The 20,627-nt window shown below is 70.6% G+C and carries 18 protein-coding genes and 1 tRNA gene; 9 read left to right on the top strand and 10 right to left on the bottom strand.

Annotated features, from left to right (window positions below):
• Nucleotides 1-105: 105 nt before the first annotated feature.
• From QN245_RS08340 to QN245_RS08315, 6 genes are all read right to left on the bottom strand, one after another.
• On the bottom strand, nt 106-1,086 hold the full coding sequence (locus tag QN245_RS08340) for a TraB/GumN family protein (RefSeq protein ID WP_317845035.1): 981 nt from the start codon (nt 1,084-1,086) through the stop codon (nt 106-108).
• A gap of 13 nt (nt 1,087-1,099) precedes the next feature.
• A complete protein-coding gene (locus QN245_RS08335) occupies nt 1,100-2,029 on the bottom strand; it encodes a DUF1684 domain-containing protein (RefSeq protein WP_317845331.1) in 930 nt (309 codons plus the stop codon).
• Nucleotides 2,029-3,906 carry a DNA mismatch repair endonuclease MutL gene (mutL, locus tag QN245_RS08330; RefSeq protein WP_160967403.1) on the bottom strand — a complete coding sequence of 626 codons (1,878 nt, stop codon included), beginning with the start codon at nt 3,904-3,906 and terminating at the stop codon, nt 2,029-2,031. The genes QN245_RS08335 and mutL overlap by 1 nt, the downstream gene beginning before the upstream one ends.
• A 134-nt stretch (nt 3,907-4,040) precedes the next feature.
• Entirely contained in the window at nt 4,041-5,618 is a 1,578-nt protein-coding gene (locus QN245_RS08325) for an N-acetylmuramoyl-L-alanine amidase (RefSeq protein ID WP_317845034.1), read from the bottom strand.
• Between the two features lie 80 nt (nt 5,619-5,698).
• A complete protein-coding gene (gene tsaE, locus QN245_RS08320; RefSeq protein ID WP_317845033.1) occupies nt 5,699-6,181 on the bottom strand; it encodes a tRNA (adenosine(37)-N6)-threonylcarbamoyltransferase complex ATPase subunit type 1 TsaE in 483 nt (160 codons plus the stop codon).
• Nucleotides 6,178-7,665 (bottom strand): NAD(P)H-hydrate dehydratase, encoded by a 1,488-nt coding sequence (locus tag QN245_RS08315; protein ID WP_317845032.1) that lies wholly within the window; start codon nt 7,663-7,665, stop codon nt 6,178-6,180. Before QN245_RS08315 ends, tsaE begins: the two co-directional genes overlap by 4 nt.
• A gap of 23 nt (nt 7,666-7,688) precedes the next feature.
• Here QN245_RS08315 and queG point away from each other — a divergent pair, with 23 nt between their 5' ends.
• From queG to QN245_RS08300, 3 genes are read left to right on the top strand one after another with little or no spacing between them, the layout of a single operon-like run.
• The gene (queG, locus tag QN245_RS08310; protein ID WP_317845031.1) at nt 7,689-8,816 is read left to right on the top strand and encodes a tRNA epoxyqueuosine(34) reductase QueG; all 1,128 of its coding nucleotides are present in this window, start codon (nt 7,689-7,691) and stop codon (nt 8,814-8,816) included.
• A 26-nt stretch (nt 8,817-8,842) separates the two neighbouring features.
• Nucleotides 8,843-10,183 (top strand): exodeoxyribonuclease VII large subunit, encoded by a 1,341-nt coding sequence (xseA, locus tag QN245_RS08305; RefSeq protein WP_317845030.1) that lies wholly within the window; start codon nt 8,843-8,845, stop codon nt 10,181-10,183.
• A gap of 28 nt (nt 10,184-10,211) precedes the next feature.
• Nucleotides 10,212-10,598 (top strand): hypothetical protein, encoded by a 387-nt coding sequence (locus QN245_RS08300; protein ID WP_184646554.1) that lies wholly within the window; start codon nt 10,212-10,214, stop codon nt 10,596-10,598.
• Nucleotides 10,599-10,840: 242 nt separating this feature from the next.
• On the opposite strand, the gene QN245_RS08295 is transcribed toward QN245_RS08300, so the two are convergent.
• The 3 genes from QN245_RS08295 to QN245_RS08285 all read right to left on the bottom strand — a co-directional run bounded on the left by QN245_RS08295 (nt 10,841) and on the right by QN245_RS08285 (nt 12,170).
• On the bottom strand, nt 10,841-11,386 hold the full coding sequence (locus QN245_RS08295) for a lipocalin family protein (RefSeq protein ID WP_184447658.1): 546 nt from the start codon (nt 11,384-11,386) through the stop codon (nt 10,841-10,843).
• A 96-nt stretch (nt 11,387-11,482) separates the two neighbouring features.
• Nucleotides 11,483-11,761 (bottom strand): hypothetical protein, encoded by a 279-nt coding sequence (locus QN245_RS08290; protein WP_160967387.1) that lies wholly within the window; start codon nt 11,759-11,761, stop codon nt 11,483-11,485.
• A 333-nt stretch (nt 11,762-12,094) separates the two neighbouring features.
• Nucleotides 12,095-12,170, bottom strand: a tRNA-Phe gene (locus QN245_RS08285).
• An 842-nt stretch (nt 12,171-13,012) separates the two neighbouring features.
• Here QN245_RS08285 and QN245_RS08280 point away from each other — a divergent pair.
• The 5 genes from QN245_RS08280 to QN245_RS08260 all read left to right on the top strand — a co-directional run bounded on the left by QN245_RS08280 (nt 13,013) and on the right by QN245_RS08260 (nt 17,661).
• Nucleotides 13,013-13,489 carry an LEA/WHy family protein gene (locus QN245_RS08280; protein ID WP_184447597.1) on the top strand — a complete coding sequence of 159 codons (477 nt, stop codon included), beginning with the start codon at nt 13,013-13,015 and terminating at the stop codon, nt 13,487-13,489.
• Between the two features lie 306 nt (nt 13,490-13,795).
• A complete protein-coding gene (locus QN245_RS08275; RefSeq protein ID WP_160967384.1) occupies nt 13,796-14,293 on the top strand; it encodes a MarR family winged helix-turn-helix transcriptional regulator in 498 nt (165 codons plus the stop codon).
• Entirely contained in the window at nt 14,290-16,464 is a 2,175-nt protein-coding gene (locus QN245_RS08270) for an FUSC family protein (RefSeq protein ID WP_317845029.1), read from the top strand. Before QN245_RS08275 ends, QN245_RS08270 begins: the two co-directional genes overlap by 4 nt.
• Nucleotides 16,448-16,654 (top strand): DUF1656 domain-containing protein, encoded by a 207-nt coding sequence (locus QN245_RS08265; RefSeq protein ID WP_017916033.1) that lies wholly within the window; start codon nt 16,448-16,450, stop codon nt 16,652-16,654. The genes QN245_RS08270 and QN245_RS08265 overlap by 17 nt, the downstream gene beginning before the upstream one ends.
• A gap of 8 nt (nt 16,655-16,662) precedes the next feature.
• Entirely contained in the window at nt 16,663-17,661 is a 999-nt protein-coding gene (locus tag QN245_RS08260) for an HlyD family secretion protein (protein WP_184646546.1), read from the top strand.
• A gap of 474 nt (nt 17,662-18,135) precedes the next feature.
• Here QN245_RS08260 and QN245_RS08255 read toward each other — a convergent pair whose 3' ends face one another.
• Nucleotides 18,136-19,539 (bottom strand): S8 family serine peptidase, encoded by a 1,404-nt coding sequence (locus tag QN245_RS08255; protein ID WP_184447594.1) that lies wholly within the window; start codon nt 19,537-19,539, stop codon nt 18,136-18,138.
• A 232-nt stretch (nt 19,540-19,771) separates the two neighbouring features.
• Here QN245_RS08255 and QN245_RS08250 point away from each other — a divergent pair, with 232 nt between their 5' ends.
• A complete protein-coding gene (locus tag QN245_RS08250; RefSeq protein WP_317845028.1) occupies nt 19,772-20,608 on the top strand; it encodes a DUF6689 family protein in 837 nt (278 codons plus the stop codon).
• Nucleotides 20,609-20,627 lie beyond the last annotated feature (19 nt).

The raw sequence follows: 20,627 nt of genomic DNA, 5'->3' as shown, positions 1-20,627 counted from the left end.
CCCTCTCCCGACGGGAGAGGGGCTTTAGCCTCTCTCCCTTCTCCCACCGGGAGAAGGTGCCCCGAAGGGGCGGATGAGGGTCGGGCGAAGCCTCGCAGACTTGCTTCAGCGCGACCGCGCCGGCTTGCAGCTCGCGCAGATCCGCTCGACCTTGTAGCCGCGCGCGCGCAGGCCATCGACCACGCCGTCCGGCCCCAGCAGGTGCAGCGCGCCGACCACCACCATGGTGTCGCCGCCGCCATCCTTCAGGCGTTGCTCCAGCCGCGGCAGCCAGGCCTGGTTGCGCTCCACGTCGATGCGCTGGTACAGCCGCGGGTAGTCGCGTTTCATCTGCGCGCCGATCTCCTGCCACAGCTGGCGCTCGTCGCCGCGGCGCCAGGCGTCGTGCAGGCGCAGGGTCTGCGCCGCGCCCTGCTCGGCATCGTCCAGCGCCTCGGTCAGCATCTGCTTCTGCTCCACCGGGTCCATGCCGTCGAGCAGGTCGATCTGCGCCTGCGCGGTCTCCAGGCCCTCGGCGGTCTTGCCGTCCTGCAGGGCCAGGGTCATGAAGTGGCGGTCCAGCCCTGCATCGGCCTGCAGGCCCTGCGCCTTCATGTCGGCGATGCTGATGCTGAGGCCGACGAACCACGGCTCGAAGCCGCTCATCTGCGCCAGCGGCAGGCCGTGGCCGGCGGCATAGCGGCGCAGCCGCTCCCAGGTGGCCGGGTCCAGGTCGTCCTGCAGGCGCTTGCCGTCATGGCGCTGCGCCGCCTGCAGCATCTGCGCACCCAGTTGCGGCGCGTCCACGTCCTTCGGCGACAGTTCGAACAGCAGCCGCGGCGACGCCGCATAGGCCGCATCGACCTCGCGCGCCAGCGGGTAGTCGTCGGCCTTGAGCATGTGGAACGAGCCCAGCAGGTACAGCGTGCCGCGCGGGCCGCTGACCTTCCACAACAGCGGCGTGGGCGGCGCCACGGCGGGCGCAGCGGCGACCGGTGCGACGGGCGTCGCCGCCACCGGCGGCGGCGTGCGGGCCAAGGCCGGTAGCGCCAGGCACAGCGACAGGCCCAGCAGCAGGCGGCGCAACAGGCGCGGGAACGGGGTCATCGGCATCCTCGGTTCAATGGGTGGCGGCGTAGGTCTTCTCGCCGGCATCCACCGCCAGGTCGAGGCGGTTCTCCGGCGGCGGCAGCGGACAGGTGGCGAACGGGGTGAACGCGCACGGCGGATCGTAGGCGCGGTTGAAATCCAGCACCACGCTGCCGTCGGCCGCCGGTGCGTCCACGTCCAGGAAGCGTCCGGCCGGGTAGCTGCCGTGGCCGCTGGTGCGGTCGGCGAACACCACGAACAGTTTCCCGTCCGGCTCGCCGATCGCCTGCAGGCGGAAGCGCTTGCCGCCGCGCTCGAACTCCAGCGCGCCGGGATTGGGCGATGGCGTGGTGACGCCGATGATGTCGACGATGGGCAGGGTCGTGCCCGGCGGATTGGGCACGAAGCGCCCGTGCACGCGCCAGGATTCGGCCAGCGGCCAGGACGCCACGCCGGTGAAACTGCGCCGGGTCGGCGCGTCGGCGTGCTTGACCCGCAGCGCATAGCGGCCGCCGCGTTCGATCAGGCTGAGCTTGCCCTTGCCGTCGTCGAAGTCGATCACCGTCGGCTGCGGGTCATGGTCGCTGTACAGGCGGATGCGCCCCTGCACCGGCGTACCGGCGACGCTGAGCGCGGCGCCACGCTCGGGGGTCAGGTAGACCTCGCGCTGCACCTGCGACACCAGCGCCATCCGAGCCGGCCCCACCGCCAGGCGGATGCCGCTGTCCGCGCCGCTGCCGATGTAGTGCTCTTTCAATTCCAGCCAGTGCAGGCCGACCAGGCTGGTCCAGCCATCCGGCGCCTGCAGCTCGCGCTGGCGCTGCGCACGCCAGGCCTGTTCGTCGGCCACGAAGCGCGCGTCCATCGCCTTCGGCGCGGCCGGTGCCGGCGCCTGTTTGCCGCAGCCCCCCAAGGCGACGATCGCCGCCAGCAACGCCGTCGTCCACACCCGCTTGCGCATCATCGCCCCCGCAAGAACCAACGATCGATCTCGCCCAGGGTGAACCGCGCCCAGGTCGGACGCCCATGATTGCACTGTCCGGAGCGCTCGGTGGCTTCCATGTCGCGCAGCAAGGCGTTCATTTCCGGCACGGTGAGGCGCCGGTTGGCGCGCACCGCGCCGTGGCAGGCCATGGTCGACAGCAGCGCGTCGCGCGCGCCGGCGACGCGGCCGCTGTGGCCGTGTTCGCGCAGGTCGGTGAGCACGTCGCGCAGCAAGGCCTCCGGCTCGGCCTGCGCCAGCAAGGCCGGGATGCTGCGCACGTGCAGCGATTGCGGGCCGCTGCGGGTGATCTCGAAACCGAGCGCGGCCAGCGTCTCCGCCTCGCGCTCGGCGGTGTCGGCATCGCGTTCGCCGACCGCCAGGGTGATCGGCACCAGCAGCGGCTGCGCGTGCAGGCCGATGCCGTCGTGCGCGGTCTTCAGGCGCTCGTAGCCGATGCGTTCGTGCGCGGCGTGCATGTCCACCACGATCAGGCCGTCGGCGTTCTCGGCCAGGATGTAGATGCCGTGCAACTGCGCAATGGCGTAGCCGAGCGGTGGCACGCCACTGTCGGCGGACGTCGGTGGCAGGCCGCCGGCCGGGTCCTGGGTCTGCCGCGGCAGGCCGGTGGCACTTCCCGCCTCTGCGGCAGGCGCGTACAGCGCCGCATACGCCGCTGGCGCCTCCTCCACGCGCAAGCCCAGCGGCGATTGTGCCGGGCGCCACTGCGCACCGTAGCCGTAGCCCTGTCCGCCACCGCCCGCCCCACTGCCGCCGTTCGGCGCGCCTGCGGGTGCCCAGGCCGCAGCGCCCGCGGCAGGCGCCGGCGCCGTTTCGGCACCGATCGCGCCGGGCAGGCTGCCGGCACGGGTCTGCGCCAGCGCGTCCTGCAACGTGCGGTAAACGAAATCGTGGATCAGCCGCGCATCGCGGAAGCGCACCTCGTGCTTGGCCGGATGCACGTTGACGTCGACCCGCGACGGCTCCAGCTCCAGGAACAGCACATAGGCCGGCTGGCGGCCATGGAACAGCACATCGCCGTAGGCCATCTTCACCGCGTGGGCGACGCTGCGATCGCGCACCGAGCGGCCGTTGACGTAGAGGTATTGCTGGTCGGCACTGGCGCGCGAGTAATGCGGCTGCGCAATCCAGCCGTGCAGACGCAGGCCGGCGCCGCTGTGGTCCACGCGCAGCGCCTGCCGCGCGAAGTCCTCGCCCAGGGTCTCGCCCAGGCGCGCATCCGAGTACAGATCGCCGGGCTTGTAGCGCCGCGACGGCTTGCCGTTGTGCGACACGCGCAGTTCCACGTCCGGGCGCGCCAGCGCCAGCGAACGCAGCCACTCCTCGATGTGGCCCAGTTCGGTGCGCTCGGCGCGCAGGAACTTGCGCCGCGCCGGCACGTTGTAGAACAGCTCGCGGACCTCGACCAGGGTACCCGGCGGCAGCGCGCGCGGCTGCACCTCGCCGACCTTGCCGCCCTCGACCTGCAGGGCCGCGCCGTGTTCGTCGCCGGCACGGCGCGAAGCCAGGGTGAAGCGGCTAACCGAAGCGATCGACGGCAGCGCTTCGCCGCGGAAGCCGAGCGTGCCCACCGATTCCAGGTCGTCCAGCGAGGCGATCTTGCTGGTGGCATGTCGCGATATCGCCAGCGGCAGTTCCTCGGGCGCAATGCCGCCACCATCGTCGCGGATGCGGATCAGGCGCACGCCGCCTTCTTCCAGATCGATGTCGACGCGGTGCGCGCCGGCGTCCAGCGCGTTCTCCACCAATTCCTTGACCACCGAGGCCGGACGCTCGACCACTTCGCCAGCGGCGATCTGGTTGATCAGGATCTCGGGCAACTGACGAATGCTCATGCCGCCGTCGCTCCATGCACGCGCAGGCGCGCACCGGTGTTGGCGACAGGACGAAAACGACAGCAGGAAAAGAACATCGGCACGGCTCGCGGCGCGGACGCCGTCATCGAGGATCAGCCGTTAATGATAGCGCCTCAGCGGCTGCCGCCGGCCACGGTGCTGGCCGCTTCCGCCTCGGCCTGCGCACGCGCGGCGAACAGCGTGCCCGGCGGCGGCTGCCGGGTGAAGAAGGTGCTGACGCCGTCGAGCACCGCGCCGGCGATGCGGCGCTGGTAGGCCGGATCGGTCAGCCGGCGCTCTTCGTCCGGGTTGGAGATGAAGGCGGTCTCGACCAGCATCGCCGGCATGTCCGAGGTGCGCAGCACCGCGAAGTTGGCGCGCTCGATCTCGGGCTTGTGGTTGTTGCCGATCCGCTTCAGCCCGCCCAGCACATGGCCGGCCGCGTCTTCGGAGGCCTTCATGTGCCCGCTCTGGGCCAGGTCCAGCAACACGTTGGCCAGGGTGCTGTCGGTCTTCTGCAGGCGCACGCCGCCGATCAGGTCGGCGGCGTTTTCCTTGTCCGCCAGCCAGCGCGCGCGCTGCGAGGACGCGCCCTTGGTCGACAGCACGTACACCGAGGAACCGGTCGCGCTGCGGTTTTCCGCGGCGTCGGCGTGGATCGAGATGAAGATGTCGGCCTTGGCCGCGCGCGCCTTCTGCGCGCGCATCGGCAAGGGAATGAACACGTCGGTGGTGCGGGTCATGTAGGCCTTCATGCCCGGCGTGGCGTTGATCTGACGCGCCAGTTCGCGTCCGATCGCCAGGGTCACGTCCTTCTCGTGCTTGCCGCTCGGGCCGCTCGCGCCTGGATCCTGGCCGCCATGGCCGGGATCGATCGCCACGATCAGCGGGCGCATGCCCGGCGCCATCTTCACCCGCGATGCCGCGCTCGGCATCACCGGCCGTGCTTCGGCGGCAGCGGCAACCGCTGCGTCGTCGTCCGCGTCGTCACGCTCGGAAGGATCGTTCGCCGGCGGCGCGACCGTCGCGGGCGCCGGCACCACGCCGGGCACGGGACGGCCGGGCACCGCCGCAGCAACGCTCGGCGCAGAGGCGACGACGGTCGGTGCGGGCGCGGGCGCCACGGGCGGCGGGACCGGCGTCGGTGCGGGCTGATTGGCACGCTGCACCACCGACGAGGTCAGCGCCGCAGTCGCGCGTGCCGCTTCGGCGCGCGCATCCACTGCGGGCTTCGGCGCCGGAACGGGCGGCGCGGCCTGCGGTACCGGGGTCGCGGCTGCCGGCGCGTCGCCAGCCACCGCACGACCCGACGGCGCCTCGCCCGGCCACTCGATCACCAGCACCGAACTGCCGCCGATGGTCTGCATCTGCGGCTTGAACGCCACCACCGAGCTGCTCAGGTCGAACACGATGCGCAAGGTGCCCGGCACCGGGTGTCCGGTGCGCACCGCGCTGACCACGCCGCCGCCGGCCGGCAGCTTCAGGCCCTTGGCGGCGGAGGAATCGGGAAGATCGACCACGAGGCGATTCGGATTGGCCAGCGACAGCGTGCTGAAGCCGCCACTGCCCTGCAGGCGGATCTCGGCGCGGGTGCCGGTGGCACCGTTGTCGAGCGAGACCGACTGTACCTGCCCGGCAAACGCCGTCTGCACCGCCAGGCACCAGCCTGCGGCAGCGGCAAGACTGGTGAAAAGACGGGTCCCCGGGCGCATAACGCGATTCAAACATCGCTGGGAGCCAAAGGCAAGCGGTTTTCCCTTAATAATCCATAACCTGCCTTCACTTTCTAGCGTCAGCCGGCAAAAAGTCCTTGCAAGTCGGCCTCCTCGGCCACCCGCGCCAGCCACGCGGCGCCCGCATCGGTACGCGCCTGCAGGGCGACGCTGCGCCCGTGATCGCGCACCGCCAGGCGCACGTCCAGGTCGGCCGGCGCCAGCACGTCCCCACCGCGCTCGGGCCATTCCACCAGCCACAGCGTGGCCCCGCCCTCGTCCAGCCCCAGGAAATCCAGTTCGCCGGCCGCGCCGATGCGGTACAGATCCAGGTGCCAGGCCTCGCCGTCGGCCAACGGGTAGCGCTCCACCAGGGTGTAGGTGGGGCTGCGGATCGCCCCCTGCACGCCGAGCGCGCGCAGCAGCGCCCGCGCCAGGGTCGATTTGCCGGCGCCCAAATCCCCGTGCAGATGCACGGAGGCCTGCGCCGGGCGGGTCGCGGCCAGCGCGCGGCCGAGGCGTTCGGTGGCCTCGCTGTCGGGCAGGAACAAGGTGATGCTCATGGTTCGGATTCCGGATTGGACAGGCGCCGCAACGCCGGCAACAGGTCGGTGGGCAGCAGCCCGCGCTGGCCCGCGGCAGCGGCATGGTCGCCGGCGCCGGCATGCAGCAGGGCGCCGACGCTGGCCGCTTCGAATGCCGGCAGGCCTTGCGCGCGCAGCGCCGCGATCACCCCGGTCAACAGATCGCCCATGCCGCCGACCGCCATGCCCGGATTGCCGGCGGCGATCACCCGTGGCGTTTGCCCGGGCGCGGCAACCAGGCTGCCGGCGCCTTTCAGCACCACCGCGGCCTGATAGCGCTCGGCCAACGCCGCGGCAGCGGCGAAGCGATCGCGTTGCACCTCGGCGGTGGCGATACCGAGCAGGCGCCCGGCCTCGCCCGGATGCGGGGTCAGCACCGCCTGCGGCACGGCACGTGGCGCCTGCGCCAGCAGATTCAATGCGTCGGCATCCACCACCAGTGCGCAGTCCTCGTCGGCCAGCACCGCCTGCCACAGCGCCTGCGCCCAGGCGTCCTGGCCCAGCCCGGGGCCGAGTGCGACCACGCTGGCCTTGCCCAGCAACGGCGCCAACGACGCCGCCTCGTCGACCGCATGCACCATCGCCTCCGGACAGCGCGCCAGCAACGGCGCCACGTGCACGCCGCGGGTCGCCACGCTGACCAGGCCGGCCCCACTGCGCAGCGCCGATTCGGCGCTGAGCATCACCGCCCCACCGCTGCCGAGGTTGCCGCCGACGCACAGCACATGGCCGGAATCGCCCTTGTGGCTGTCCTGCCGACGCGGCGCCAGACGGCTGCGCAAGGCGCCAACGGCCCAGGCCTGCGCGCGCGGCGCGCAGCCGGCGAACGCGGCCGGTGGCACCTCCAGCGTCGCCAGCGCCCGCTCGCCGACATGGTTCAAGGCCGCGCCGGTATGCAAGCCGGCGTGGGCCACGATGAACTGCAGCGTCAGCGTCGCCGGCAACACCGCACCGGGCACGCTGCCGGACTCGGCGTCCACGCCGCTGGGCACGTCCAGCGCCAGCACCGGCGCGCCGAGCCCGCCCAGCGCGCCGAGCAGCGCGGCCAGTTCGGCGTCCGGTGCGCGATTGAGGCCGATGCCGAGCAGCGCATCGACCACCACATCGGCCGGCGCCAGCGCTGCGTCGAACTCCTCGATGCGTCCGCCGACGCCGATGTAGTCGGTGCAGGCGCGCTGCGCCAGCGGCGATTGCGGACCGCGCCCGGGCAACTGCAGCACGCGCACCTGGCGCCCGGCGCGATGCGCCAGCCGGGCCAGCACGTAACCATCGCCGCCGTTGTTGCCGCTACCGCAGGCCACCAGGATGCGCTGCGCCTGTGGCCAGCGCTGCAGCAGCGTCTGCCAGGCGGCCTGGCCGGCGCGCTGCATCAGCGTGTAGCCGTCGCCGCCGAGCAGCGCGGTGGCCTGCGCATCGATGCGGCGTGCGGCCTCGGTGGCGTAGAGATCGAAGCAGTCGTACATGCACGGGATTCTATACTTGCGCGATGTCCGCCCGCCTCGACATCGCCGACCCCCACGCTGCGGCCGCGCGCATCCGCGCGTTGGCGCGCACGTTCGGCTTCCAGCGCTGCGGCATCGCCGGGATCGAACTGCAGCAGGACGAGGCGCATCTGCGCGACTGGCTGGCGCAGGGCCTGTACGGCACGATGCACTGGATGGCCCAGCACGGCGACAAGCGCGCGCGCCCGGCCGAACTCATTCCCGGCACGCTGCGGGTAATCTCGGTGGGCCTGGACTACGGCCGAAACGACGACGATTCGGCCTGGGACACGCTGCGCGACGGCGAGCGCGCCTACGTCGCGCGCTATGCGCTGGGCCGCGATTATCACAAGCTGATGCGCAACCGCCTGCAGAAGCTGGCCGAGCGCATCCAGGACGAGATCGGCCCGTTCGGCCACCGCGTGTTCGTCGATTCGGCACCGGTGCTCGAACGCGCCCTGGCGCGCGACGCCGGCCTCGGCTGGATCGGCAAGCACACCTGCCTGATCGACCGCAACGGCGGCTCCTGGTTCTTCCTCGGCGAGATCTACGTCGATCTGCCGCTGCCGATCGATCCGCCGGCCACCGCGCACTGCGGCACCTGCACGCGCTGCATCGACGTCTGCCCGACCCAGGCGATCGTCGCGCCGTATCGGCTCGATGCCCGCCGCTGCATCGCCTACCTGACCATCGAGCACGACGGCGCAATCCCCGAAGACCTGCGTCCAGCGATCGGCAACCGTATCTTCGGCTGCGACGACTGCCAGCTGATCTGCCCCTGGAACAAGTTCGCCAAGCGCAGCGACGAGCCGGACTTCCGCGCCCGCAACGATCTGGACAAGGCCACGCTGGCGCAGTTATTCGCCTGGGAGGAAGACGAATTCCTGCGCCGCACCGAAGGCAGCGCGATCCGCCGCAGCGGCCACGAACGCTGGCTGCGCAATCTGGCGGTGGCGCTGGGCAACGCCCCGACCACGCCGCAGGTGCTGGCCGCGCTCGGCGCGCGCGCGCAGCATCCCTCGCCGCTGGTGCGCGAGCACGTGCAATGGGCGCTGGCGCAGCATGCGCAGGCGCCGACCCGTGTGGCGGCAGCGCCGGCAGCGCCGATGCCGAAAGCGAACGTGCGAGGATAGGCGCCCGTACGCCCTGCACTGCCCGCATGCCCGATCGCGCCGACCAGATCCTCAGCCCCAGCCAGCTCAACACGCTGGCCCGCGACCTGCTGGAGAGCACGTTCTCAGTGGCCTGGGTGGAAGGCGAACTGGGCAACGTCACCCGTCCCTCGTCCGGCCATCTGTACTTCACCCTGAAGGACGCGCGCGCACAGGTGCGTTGCGCCATGTTCAAGCCCAAGAGCCAGTGGCTGCGGTTCGTGCCACGCGAAGGCCTGCGCGTGCTCGCGCGCGGGCGCCTGACCCTGTACGAAGCGCGCGGCGACTACCAGTTGGTGCTGGACCACCTGGAGGAGGCCGGCGAAGGCGCATTGCGCCGCGCGTTCGAGGACCTCAAGGCCCGGCTCGCCGCCGAGGGCCTGTTCGCCAGCGAGCGCAAGCGCGCCCTGCCCGGGTTCATGCGCCGCCTGGCGGTCATCACCTCGCCCAGCGGCGCCGCAGTGCGCGACGTGCTGAGCGTGCTCGGCCGGCGCATGCCGCTGCTGCAGGTGGACATTCTGCCGAGCCTGGTCCAGGGCGACAGCGCAGCGGCGCAGATCGCCGCATTGCTGCGCCAGGCCGACGCCAGCGGCCGCTACGACGCGATCCTGCTGACCCGCGGCGGCGGTTCGCTGGAGGACCTGTGGGCGTTCAACGACGAACACCTGGCACGCACCATCGCCGCGGCCATCACCCCGGTGGTGTCGGCGGTCGGCCACGAAACCGACGTGACCCTGGCCGATTTCGCCGCCGACCTGCGTGCGCCGACGCCGTCGGTCGCCGCCGAATTGCTGGCCCCCGACCAGCGCGATCTTAGTGCGCGCCTGCGTGCCCAGCATGCCGCGCTGCTGCGCTGGCAGCAGCACCGGCTGCGGCAAGCGCAGCAACGCGCCGACCGCGCCCTGCTGCGCCTGCAGGCGCAGAGTCCGCAAGCGCGCCTGCAATTGCTGCAGCGCCGCCAGCACGAGCTCGGACGACGGCTGAAGACAGTCTGGCGGCAACAGCAGGAACGCCGCCATGCGCAGTTGCGCCATGCCGCCGCAGTGCTGCGCGCCTCCCAACCGCAGCGGCGGCTGGCGATGCTGCGCGTGCGCCTGCTTGCGCTGGGCCGGCGCCCGCAGGCGGCGATGGCGCGGCAGCTGCAGGCCGATGCGCAGCGCCTGCGGGCGTTGGCCCGTGCACTGGAGACGGTCAGCCCGCTGGCCACGGTGGCGCGCGGCTACAGCATCCTGAGCCGCGCCGACGACGGCAGCGTGGTGCGCTCGGCGGCCCAGGTCGCGCCCGGCGATCGCCTGCGCGCACGCCTGGCCGACGGCGAATTGCACCTGCGTGCCGAGCGCACGGAGTGATCCCTTCGCCCCATCGCCCTTGCCGCCCATGACCGGCAACCTCCACGAAGAAAGGATCAAGGCGATCCTGCAGGGCATGCGCCGCGCCGAACGGCGCCGGGCCGCGCGCCGCGCCGACAGCAATGACCTGCTGTCGCTGATCGACGGCGCCGCCTATGGCGCGCCGGAGGATGCGCAACGCGCGCTCGCCTGGCTTGCGCACGACGGAACCCTGGAGCACCTGAACCACGCCGACCTGCACAATGTCGGCGAAACCATCTGCGTGGCCTGGAACGGCTGCGGCAGCGACCTGGCGACGCTGTCGCAATGGCTGCGGGAGGTACGCCTCGCCGACGGTCGCAGCGCACTGCAGACCCTGCGCGACGGCGACAGCGCGGCGCTGCTGGACGCGGCGCTGACGGCGTTTCCCAGCTAGCGCGGATCACGCGATGCGCGCAGTGCGGCTCCTCGCCACGCGAATGCAACCGTCCGACACGCGCTGCGCGTGAGACACAAGCGGCAGTTCGTCGCTGGCGCATGTCATCGCATCGCGGCAAGGCGAAGCGCGCAGGCATGCCGGCCCGTTTGCCAAGCCCGCGGCGCACAACACCTACCGAGACGACACACGAGACATTCGGCACATGAGGCCGCGTGGCGAGGCGACCGGCGCCAGCACCGTCAATCCAGCGGCGCGACCACCAGCAGCGGATCGAGGTCATACCCCATCGCCAGCGCCTTGGCCTTGATCCCTTCGAACACCGTGCGCGACATGCGCGGCGAGCGCGACAGCACCCACAGGTACTTGCGCCCAGGTTCGCCGATCAACGCCCACTGATAATCCGGATCCAGCGCGATCACCCAGTAGTCGGCCCACACGAACGGTACCCAGCCCAGCCAGTCCGGCGCAAAGCGCACCTGCAACCGCCCGGGATGCCCCTCCACCCGCCTTGCCACGCCTTCGGCCGCCAGCCTGTCGCCGCTGGCAGTGCGACAGGCGTTGCGCACGCCGATCTGGCCATCGTCGCGCAACACGTAGGCTGCGGTGACGTCGCCGACGCACTTCTTCTGGAAGGAGACCGGCAGGTGCGCGATCTCGTGCCACTGCCCGGCATAACGACCGAGATCGAACTCGGCGACCGAGGTCACCGGCTGCGCGGCGCGCAGCGGCGGTGCGAGGCACAACAGGCACGCCAGCAACAGCAGCGCGATCGGCGAGAAGCGCATGCGCAGGTTCCGATGGACGGGAAGCAGCAGCTTATGCAGGAGCTGCGCAGCGATGTAAAGCGCGGCGCGGAACGCCGGCAATCATGGCACGGCCGGTCAGTTGCTCAGGTCGGCCATGGAGCGCTGGTCCGGCTGGCTGGCGCATTGCACCGGCTCGCGCAGCACCACGCGCTCGACCACCCCGTCGCGTCGCTGCAGATAGGTGTTGACCATCACGCACTCGGAGCCGACCTGCTCGATGTAAGGCGCATCGGCACCGGGACCGCCCTGCTCGCCCGCGTGCTCCGCCTGGTCGGCGGGGGCCGCCATCGCGGTGCCCGCCATGGCCCACAGCAGCACGACGCCGCCACATATCCGTCCGAATCCGCTGGTCATTGGCAGGTCCCCTGATTGCCCATGCCTATGATTACGACAGGCGGCGCCATTGATTGAGCGAAATATCCCGGAAAACCGTGAAAGGGGCGTATTTGTCTACAGAATTGGACACGCCTTCTTCACATGCGCTCGGTGTAGGCAGCCGTCAAAAGCCGCGGGCGCATGCGGAAGTCTGCATAGCGCACGGATGCGGCACAGAGTCCGGATGGCGACGCCGCGGCAACTCCGGCTACCGGGACCACCGGAACAACAACAAGCCGCAAAAGCCGGACAAACGCCGCAAAACCTTGCGGCAAAAGAAAAGGGCTTGCATTGCTGCAAGCCCTGAAAGAGTGGTGGCCGAGGACGGAATCGAACCGCCGACACGGGGATTTTCAATCCCCTGCTCTACCAACTGAGCTACTCGGCCACTGCGCAACGCGGCAGGACCGGTGCGAGGACGCGCATCATAGCGAGGCGATCGGAATTGGGCAAGCGCAATGTTGCAGAATTTTCCTACCGATCGCTGCGGGGTGCGCCGACGGCGTCCGACCCGGGGATGGCGCGATGCTGGACGCGTCCTCGGCATCCGGCCGGCGCACGGCAGGGACGCCTGGAGATGGCCGCCGGCCGGATTGCCGTGGACACTGCCCGAAAATCGAACAGCAATGGGGACCGCACCACGCCCTGAACAAATTCAGCCACATACAGGCCAACTGGCTCACCGGGACCTATTGGATGACTGGAACAGCGACGGCTGATGCTGGCCGCCTGACGAAACGCCTGACGAAAGCCGAACCGCGCCGGCCACGCTGAGCCGAGCGCACCGACCGCGTTGGCGCGGCAACAGGCACACCGGATCCAGCCTCAGCAGACACGGCTAGACGCGCTGCAGGCCAGCCGCTCCACCTCCAGCTCCAGCCGCTGCTGCGCTGCACCCGCCGCACCGGTGCTTGAGACAAGGAACGAGAGGTGACGAACCGGCACGCTCGCACGTCCCTAGATCAGCCAATCGGCGCCGGCACGCGCCGGCACATCGCCACGGCCTGATGCCTTTGGCGAGAGCGCGACATGAGGATGGCCATGGGTGATGTGTCTTCATCCATTTGGTCGCGAAAACGCCCATTGGATATCGCCAGCCATAGCGCGCCAACCGCCCTCCCGCGGCGCCAGGCGTCGACGCCGCGTAGCGGGATCCGCCAGCACCGCGCCACAACGTTAGACAGGGGTGTGGTGTAGTCTTCGCCGGTCTACCTACCCTGGGATCCGCCCATGCGTCACCCGCTCCGCCTCGGCTTGCTCGTGTTGTGCACCGCATTGCTCGGCGCCTGCAGCGACGGCATCGTGCGGCGTGTGTCCGACCCGGCCGCCAGCGTGCAGCAGCTGACGGTCAACATGGACGGCAGTTGGAAGGTGGAACTGCGCCTGCAGAACTACAGCAGCATCCCGATGCGCTACGACACCTTGCGCCTGGATCTGGGCGTGGGGGGCGAAGCCGCCGGCAGCCTGCAGGCTGCGCCTGGGATCTCGATCGGCCCGGAAACGGCGGACGTGGTGAGCGTCGCGCTGAAGCCCAGCTCGAGCGCGCGCATCGCCGTCGCCGACGCCCTCGCCGGCCGCCGCAGCCTGGAGTACACGCTGAAGGGCAGCATCGCCGCGACGCCGGAAGACAAGAAGCAGCGCAGCTTCGACATCGACACCCGCAACATGCTCTCGCCGGCGCCTGGCCTGGACGGCGTGCTGCGCTGACCATGCGACGGCGCTGACGCGCCACCCGCTCCGCTTTCTCGAACGCAACGTCCCGGACTCCGGGCGCAGGACGCGTCTGCGCGTCGACCTGCGCTTCACCGGACTCAGGCGCTTCCTCAACCCGCTCTTCGCGATGCTGACGGTAACCCGCGGCGCCTTGGCGCATGGCCGCGCGTGCGCTCGCCTCTCTACATGACCGTCTACCAAGGCGTTCGACCCGCTGCCACCTGCCGCGTTCAGCCAGCATTACTGTAAAATTAATACACAAATGTATTATTTACACATGTACGAAATGTCGAGCCAAGCATGAGCCGCTTCGCCGCCACCGAGCAGCGCCTGGATGTGACCGCCCGCAAGCATCCGCACTTCCCCCGAGAAGCCGCGCTGGTGCTGCGGCTGATCAAGCTGCTGCACAAGCTGAGCCTGGACCAGAGCAACGAGGTGTTGCGGCCCTACGGGCTGAGCTATGCCGAATACAACGTGCTGATGATGATCGACGCCAGCCCGGACGGGACCTTGAACCCGTCCCAGCTCGGCGACGCGGCCGGCGAAAAGTCGGCCAACATCACCCGCCTGACGACCCAACTGGTTGACAAGGGCCTGATCCAGCGCATGCCCAGCGCCCAGGACCGGCGCATGCTGCTGCTGCGCCTGACCGAGGCCGGCGAGCGCCTGATCGAAGCGCTGATCCCCGACCTGTGCGCCCAGCTCGACACCTATGTGCGGCATCTGGATCCAGCGGCGCTGGCGCAGTTGCAGGCGCTGCTGAAGACCCTGCTGCGCGGGGTCGAGGACGCCGCATGAGCGCGCCGCAGTCCAACGTCGCCGCTGCAGCCGAGCCCGCGCCGGGCCTGCGCACCGTCCTGGCCGACGCGCTGCGCGGCGAAGGCGATGCCTGGCTGTTCGTGCTGCGCACGCTGCTGTCGATCTATCTGGCCGGCTGGATCGCGCTGCGCCTGGACCTGGCCTCGCCGATGACCGCGATGATCACCGTGGTGGTGGTGATGCACCGGCAGACCGGCATGGTCTTCGCCAAGGGCTTCTACCGGATACTGGGCACGCTGATCGGCAGCGTCGCGGCGCTGACGATGGTGGCGCTGTTCCCGCAGGAGCCGGTGCTGTTCGTGCTGGTGCTGTCGCTGTGGATCGGCGCCTGCACCGGCGGCGCGCTGCTGTACCGCAACTTCAAGGCCTATGCCTTCGTGCTGTCCGGTTACACGGTGGCGCTGATCGCGCTGCCGGCGGTGAACCAGCCGCAGAACGTGTTCAACCTGGTGGTGGCGCGGGTCACCGAAGTGGTGCTGGGCCTGCTGGTGACCGGCATCGTCAGCGACGCGGTGTTCCCCAGCCGGTTGCGCCAGACCCTGCGCGACACCGTGCGCCGCGCCTCCGACGGCTTCCTGGACTTCGTCCGCGACGCCACTGGTGGGCAGCTGCCGCGCGAGGCGATGGAGCAGGCGCACCTGCGCTTCGTGCGCGACGCGGTGACCATCGAGGACCTGCGCAGTTCGGTGGTGTTCGAGGATCCGGAGGCGCGGGCCCGCAGCGGCCGCCTGCGCCTGCTCAACCAGCGCTTCATGGCGGTGTCGACCAGCTTCCAGGCGCTACACCACTACATCAACCGGCTGCTGCGCAGCGGCGGCGCGGACGTGGCCGAGGCGCTGATCGGCCTGTACCGGCCGCTCAAGGCCGCGCTCAGCGACCGTGGCGGGCGCGAGGGTGCGGCCGCCACGGCGCGCAAGCTGGCCGCATGCCGCGATGCGCTGGCGACGCGTGCGGCCGAGGCGCGTGCGCCGCTGGCCGTCCCGCAGCACGAGGCGTTCGACACCGGCGTGTCTCTGCTGCGGCGCTTCTTCGCCGACCTGCACGACTACGTCGCCACCGAAGCGACCCTGGTCGCGCCGCAGCAGTGGCGCACGCCGCAGGACGGCGGCGGCGACACCGCGGTGTTCCTGCGCGGCAACGACTACGCCGCCGCCGCACTGACTGCGCTGCGCAGCGCGCTATTGGTGGCGACGATGTGCTGGCTGTGGATCCAGGCCGGCTGGATCAGCGGTGCCACCGCGGTGTTCCAGGCGGTGGCGCTGAGCGCGATCCTGTCGTCCAGCGCCAATGCCCCGGCTGCCGCGCGCTCGCTGTTCAACGGCTTCGTGTTCGGCATCGCGCTGGGCGTGATCTGCCAGCTTCTGGTGCTGCCGCAGATGGACGGCTACGGTCTGTTCATCGCAGGCACCTTGCCGTTCCTGCTGGTGACCCTGTACCTGGCCTCGAAACCGGCGTTGTACGGCTTCGCCACCGGCGCCAACCTCGCCTTCGTGTCGATCCTGGCGGTCCAGCCCACGCCCAGCTTCAACGCTGCGGCCACCTTCAACAGTGTGGTGCCCTTGCTGCTGGGGACGCTGGCGGTGAGCGCGACCTTCGTGTTCGTGCCGCCGGTGATCGGCACGCGCTGGCAGCGCCGGCGCCTGCTCGAGCGGTTGCGGCGGCAGACCACGCTGGCTGCGCGTGCGCCGCTGTCGGGGCTGGCGCTGCGCCTGGAGAGCGTCAACCGCGACCTGTTCCAGCAGATCGTCGCGCACACCCCGCCCGGCAGCGACGAACTGCGCGACCTGCTGGGCTGGGCGCTGTCGGTGCACGAAACCGGACGCACCCTGGTCGAGCTGCGCCGTGACGCGGCCGAAGGCACGCTGCCGCCGGCGCTGGCCGCCGAGGTGGATGCCGCGGTGCAGGCATTGGCGGATCTGTATCTCGACCCCGGCCCGCAGCGGCACCGCCAGGCGCTGCAGCGGGTGGAGGCCGCGCTGACCGCCAGCCAGGTGGAAGGCGCGGTCCCGCTGCGCTGGAAGGCCACCCGCGAACATCTGTTGCTGCTGCGCGGCGCGCTGCTCGACGCCGATTCCGTTCTCGCCGCGCTGGCCGACACGCCGGCGCCGACCACCGCCACGCCAGGAGCCGACGATGCTGCTGCCCGCTGAACTCTCGATCGCCGGAGTGTACGTGCCCGGTCTGCTGGTGCTGGGCCTGGCCCTGCTGCTGGTGGCCTGGGCGCTGGACGCGGTCGCCGGTCGCGCCGGCCTGTACCGCTACGCCTGGCATCCCTCCCTGTTCCGTCTGGCCATCTACGTCGGCGCGTTCGCCGCGCTCGGCCTGCTCCTTTTGCCGTGAGTCCCGCCATGAAGACCCCTGCCCTGATCCGTTTCGCCCTGACCGCCATCGTGGTGCTGGTCGCCGCCCTGCTGGCGCATGCGCTGTGGCGCCACTACATGCTCTCGCCCTGGACCCGCGACGGCCGCGTGCGCGCAGAAGTCGTACGCATCGCACCCGACGTCTCCGGCCTGGTGGATGCGGTGGCGGTGCGCGACAACCAGCACGTCAAGCGTGGCGACCTGTTGTTCAGCGTGGACCGCAAGCGCTATGAGCTGGCCCTGGAAAAGGCCCGCGCCAACCTCGCGGTCGCGCAGGCGCAGGCGCGTGCGGCCGGCGCCAGCCTGTCGGCGGCGGCCGCCACTCAGGCGGCCAGCGAGGCGGAGTTCCAGATGCGCCGCGCCCAGGCCGAACGGCGCGCACGCGCCGCCGCGGTGATCTCCGCCGAGGCGCGCTCGGACGCCGAAGCCACCGCGCGTTCGGCCCAGGCCGACGTGCATCGCAGCGCGGCGCTGCGCGGCCAGGCCACCGCGGCGCAGGCGCAGGCGGTGGCATCGGTGGAACAAGCGCAGGCCGCGCTCGATCTGGCCGAGCTGGATCTGCAGCGCACCCAGGTCCGTGCCACCGCCGACGGCTACATCACCAATCTGGAGGTGCGCGTGGGCGATTACGCCCAGGCCGGTGGCGCCCGTCTGGCGCTGGTGCGCGACGATGCGATGTGGGTCTACGGCTACTTCGAGGAAACCAAGCTGCCGCGCGTGCATGTCGGCGACCGTGCCGACATCCGGTTGATGAGCGGCGGCCTGTTGCTGCACGGCCAGGTCGAGGGCATCGCCCGCGGCATCGCCGACAGCGACAACCCGACCGGTACCTCGCTGCTGGCCGACGTCAGCCCCACCTTCAACTGGATCCGCCTGGCACAGCGCGTGCCGGTGCGCATCCGCATCGATCCAGCCAGCGTGCCGCAGGGCACCCTGCTCGCGGCCGGCATGACCGCGACGGTGAGCGTGCATCCGCGGCAGGACTGATGCGGCGCCCGCGGAGCTTCTGGTAATCGGGCAAGGCTTACGTGACGCCTGGCAGCGACTTCAGCCGCAACGGGCGTTGCCGGTAACGTCCCTCGCGCGGTAGGACACGCCACTCGATCCAATGAACGCCACGACCGCAGCGGAAACAGGACGCGTCCCAGGCAGCGGGGATCGACATGCGGCAACAACAGCATCCGGCAGCGGCGCGCCGGTCCGACGCAGTCCACGCCATGCTGCAAAAAAGAATGCGGGACGTGCGGGGCCCTTCCGATTCCCGGACGCCATTCCGGGGAGCGGTGGAACCCCGCACGCCCCAGCACGGGGGATCGCGGAGGCTGCCGACCACGCTGCCGAACGGCGACAGCGTGATCGAAGGCAACCGCGAGGAGGTCCTGACTGCATCGCAAGCGTCGACACGGCGGTCGACTGCGCTTGCGGTGTCTCGGGCGGACGTTGGGCGTCCGCCCGAGACGGTCACTTCTTGCTGGCTTCGCGCAACGCCGAGTAGGCGTTGAGATAGCCGGCGCCCACTTCCCAGGAAGCACGTCCCGCCATCGGCGTGGCGGTGCGCTCGATCAGGTCCTTGACCTGGTCCGGGGTCAGGTTCGGATTGGCCTCCAGCACCAGCGCCACCACACCGGCCACATGCGGGGTGGCCATCGAGGTGCCGCTCATGGTGGTGTAGAACGGCAGCTGCGCCGGCGCGATCAGCTTGGCGTCCGTCTGCGCGGCCAGCGGCGGCAACAAGCCGGTGGAGGCGCGGGTGGAGATGATGTCCACGCCCGGCGCGGTGATGCTGGGTTCGTTGATGTGGGTCCAGCTCTTGCCATCGGCGGTGGTGAAGGTATCGCGCTCGCCGGCCTTGCCGCGCGAGGAGAAGTCGGCCAGCGTACCGTCGACGTTGCCGGCGGCGACCGAGATCACCCACGGCGCCTGCGCGTACGGATTGTGGGTGTCCTCCTTCGGGCCGTCGTTGCCGGCGGCGAACACGCTGACGATGCCGCGCTTGTACAGCTCGTAGGTGGCGACGTTGACCGGATCGGCCGGATCGAACTTGCCGGACGTGCCCCAGGAGTTGCTGACGACGCGGATCGGATCCTTGAAGCTGTTCTGGTGCGCCGCCGCGTAGTCCAGGCCGCCGACCGCGTCCAGGATCAGCAGCACGCCACTGGAGCCGTAGCCGACCAGGCTGGCGCCGGTCGCCACGCCGCGGTACTTGCCGCCGGACTGCGCGCCATTGCCGCCGACCGTGCCGGCGCAGTGGGTGCCGTGGCCGGAGCCGGCGTCGGTGTTCGGCACGCCTTCCAGGTAGGTGACCGGCAGCATCGAATTCAGATTGTGCAGGTTGGTGTTGGCCAGCACGTTCTGCACCACACGGTCGCCATAGGCCAGGTCGCGGTGGGTGGCGTCGATGCCCGAGTCGTTGATCAGCACGCCGACACCGCGGCCGGTGTACGGCACGGTGCGGCCGAAGTCGCCCGGATTGCTCTGCGCGCGGTCGACCCCGGTGGCCTGGCGCGCGTCCTGGTTGAAGTAGCGCAGCGGCGCGTTGTAGTAGATCGAGGCGACGTCGTCGCGCTCGGCCAGCGCCAGGATCTCTTCGGGCGTGGCCAGCGCACCGGCGATCGGCAGGGTCTGCATGCTGACGCCGCGGGTGATGCCCAGGTCGTGCAACACGGTCAGCTGCGCCGCCGAGACCGGCTTGGACTGCTTGTAGGTGATGACGATCTGCAGCTCGTCGGTCAGCGGCGTGCTGGCCAGCTTGGACTCCAGCAGGCTGTCCAGATGCGCGGCGGCTTCGGCCTTGCCACCAGCGAAGATACCGCTGGCGAGAACGGCGCAAATGCCGATGGCGAGTGCGGGACGACGGATGGGCATCTGGGATCTCCGGTTGGTGGCCCGGGACGGGCGGGTGACTGCAGCCTGACGCGGCGGCGCAGCGACGCCTATCCGGGATCGCCCCTAGCGGACGTGGGTGAAAACACCCAGGGCCGCGTGCATCGCCCGTACGGATGGGTATGATCGGATCGTAGGCCGCTGCCTCGCCGCGTCGTCGGGCGAAACGCGGGGTGCGGTGCGCGGTGCCGGCACATGCAACAGGGGGTTTCAGATGCACATGATGTTCGCAAGGGTTTGCCTGCTGTTCTGCGCCATGGCGGCGTCCAGCGGGCTCGCCGCACAACCGCTGCCGGTGCAGGTCGACGTGAGCGGCAACGTGGCGACGGCGACGATCGGCGCCGGGCCGTATCCGCTGGCGGAGCTGACGCTGGAATTCGACGACGCCAGCGACCTCAACCCAGGCAGCCTGGGCCTGAGCGCGCAACTGCTGACCCCGGCCCAGGTCGCGGCGCTGCTGCCGCGACTGCCCAGCACGCAAGCCAGCCAGGTGCCATCGCAGTTGCCGCTGCTGGTCACGGTGACGCCGCCGCCGAGCGGCGGCCTGGCGTTCCGGCGGCTCGTGCATGTGGAACTGCACACGCACGCGCTGGCCTACACCGCCGACAGCAACCTGCGTCTGTTCAAGGCCCCGGAAGGCGGCGATTTCCGCGACATCACCGACGACATCGCGCCCGGCAGCGTCCGTGCCCGCGGCACCACCGGCGGCTTCTCACAGTTCATCGTGATCCACGACCTGCGCCCGACCGCCACCGTGGTGTCCGCCAAGCTGGGCCGCCTGCAGGCCTTGGTGGCGCAGCTGCCGGCCAGCGAGGCGGCGCCGCTGGCAGCCATGCTGAGCAGCGTGCAGAGCGCTCTGGCCAATGCCGACTACACCACCGCCACGGTGGCGCTGGACGGGTTCCGCGAGCAGGTGTCGGCGCGCGCCGGCCACGGCATCGCGCAGACCTGGAATGCCGGCATGAGCGAAGGCAACCCCGCCGGCGAACTGCTGGCCGGCGCGGCGACGCTGCGCTTCTCCATCGACTACCAACGTCTCTACGCGCCTTGAGCACTGCTGGACCGGTCAC

Origin of the sequence: Xanthomonas rydalmerensis, assembly GCF_033170385.1 — a bacterium.
GTDB lineage: Bacteria > Pseudomonadota > Gammaproteobacteria > Xanthomonadales > Xanthomonadaceae > Xanthomonas_A > Xanthomonas_A rydalmerensis.
This window is presented reverse-complemented; position numbering and strand designations above follow the sequence as displayed.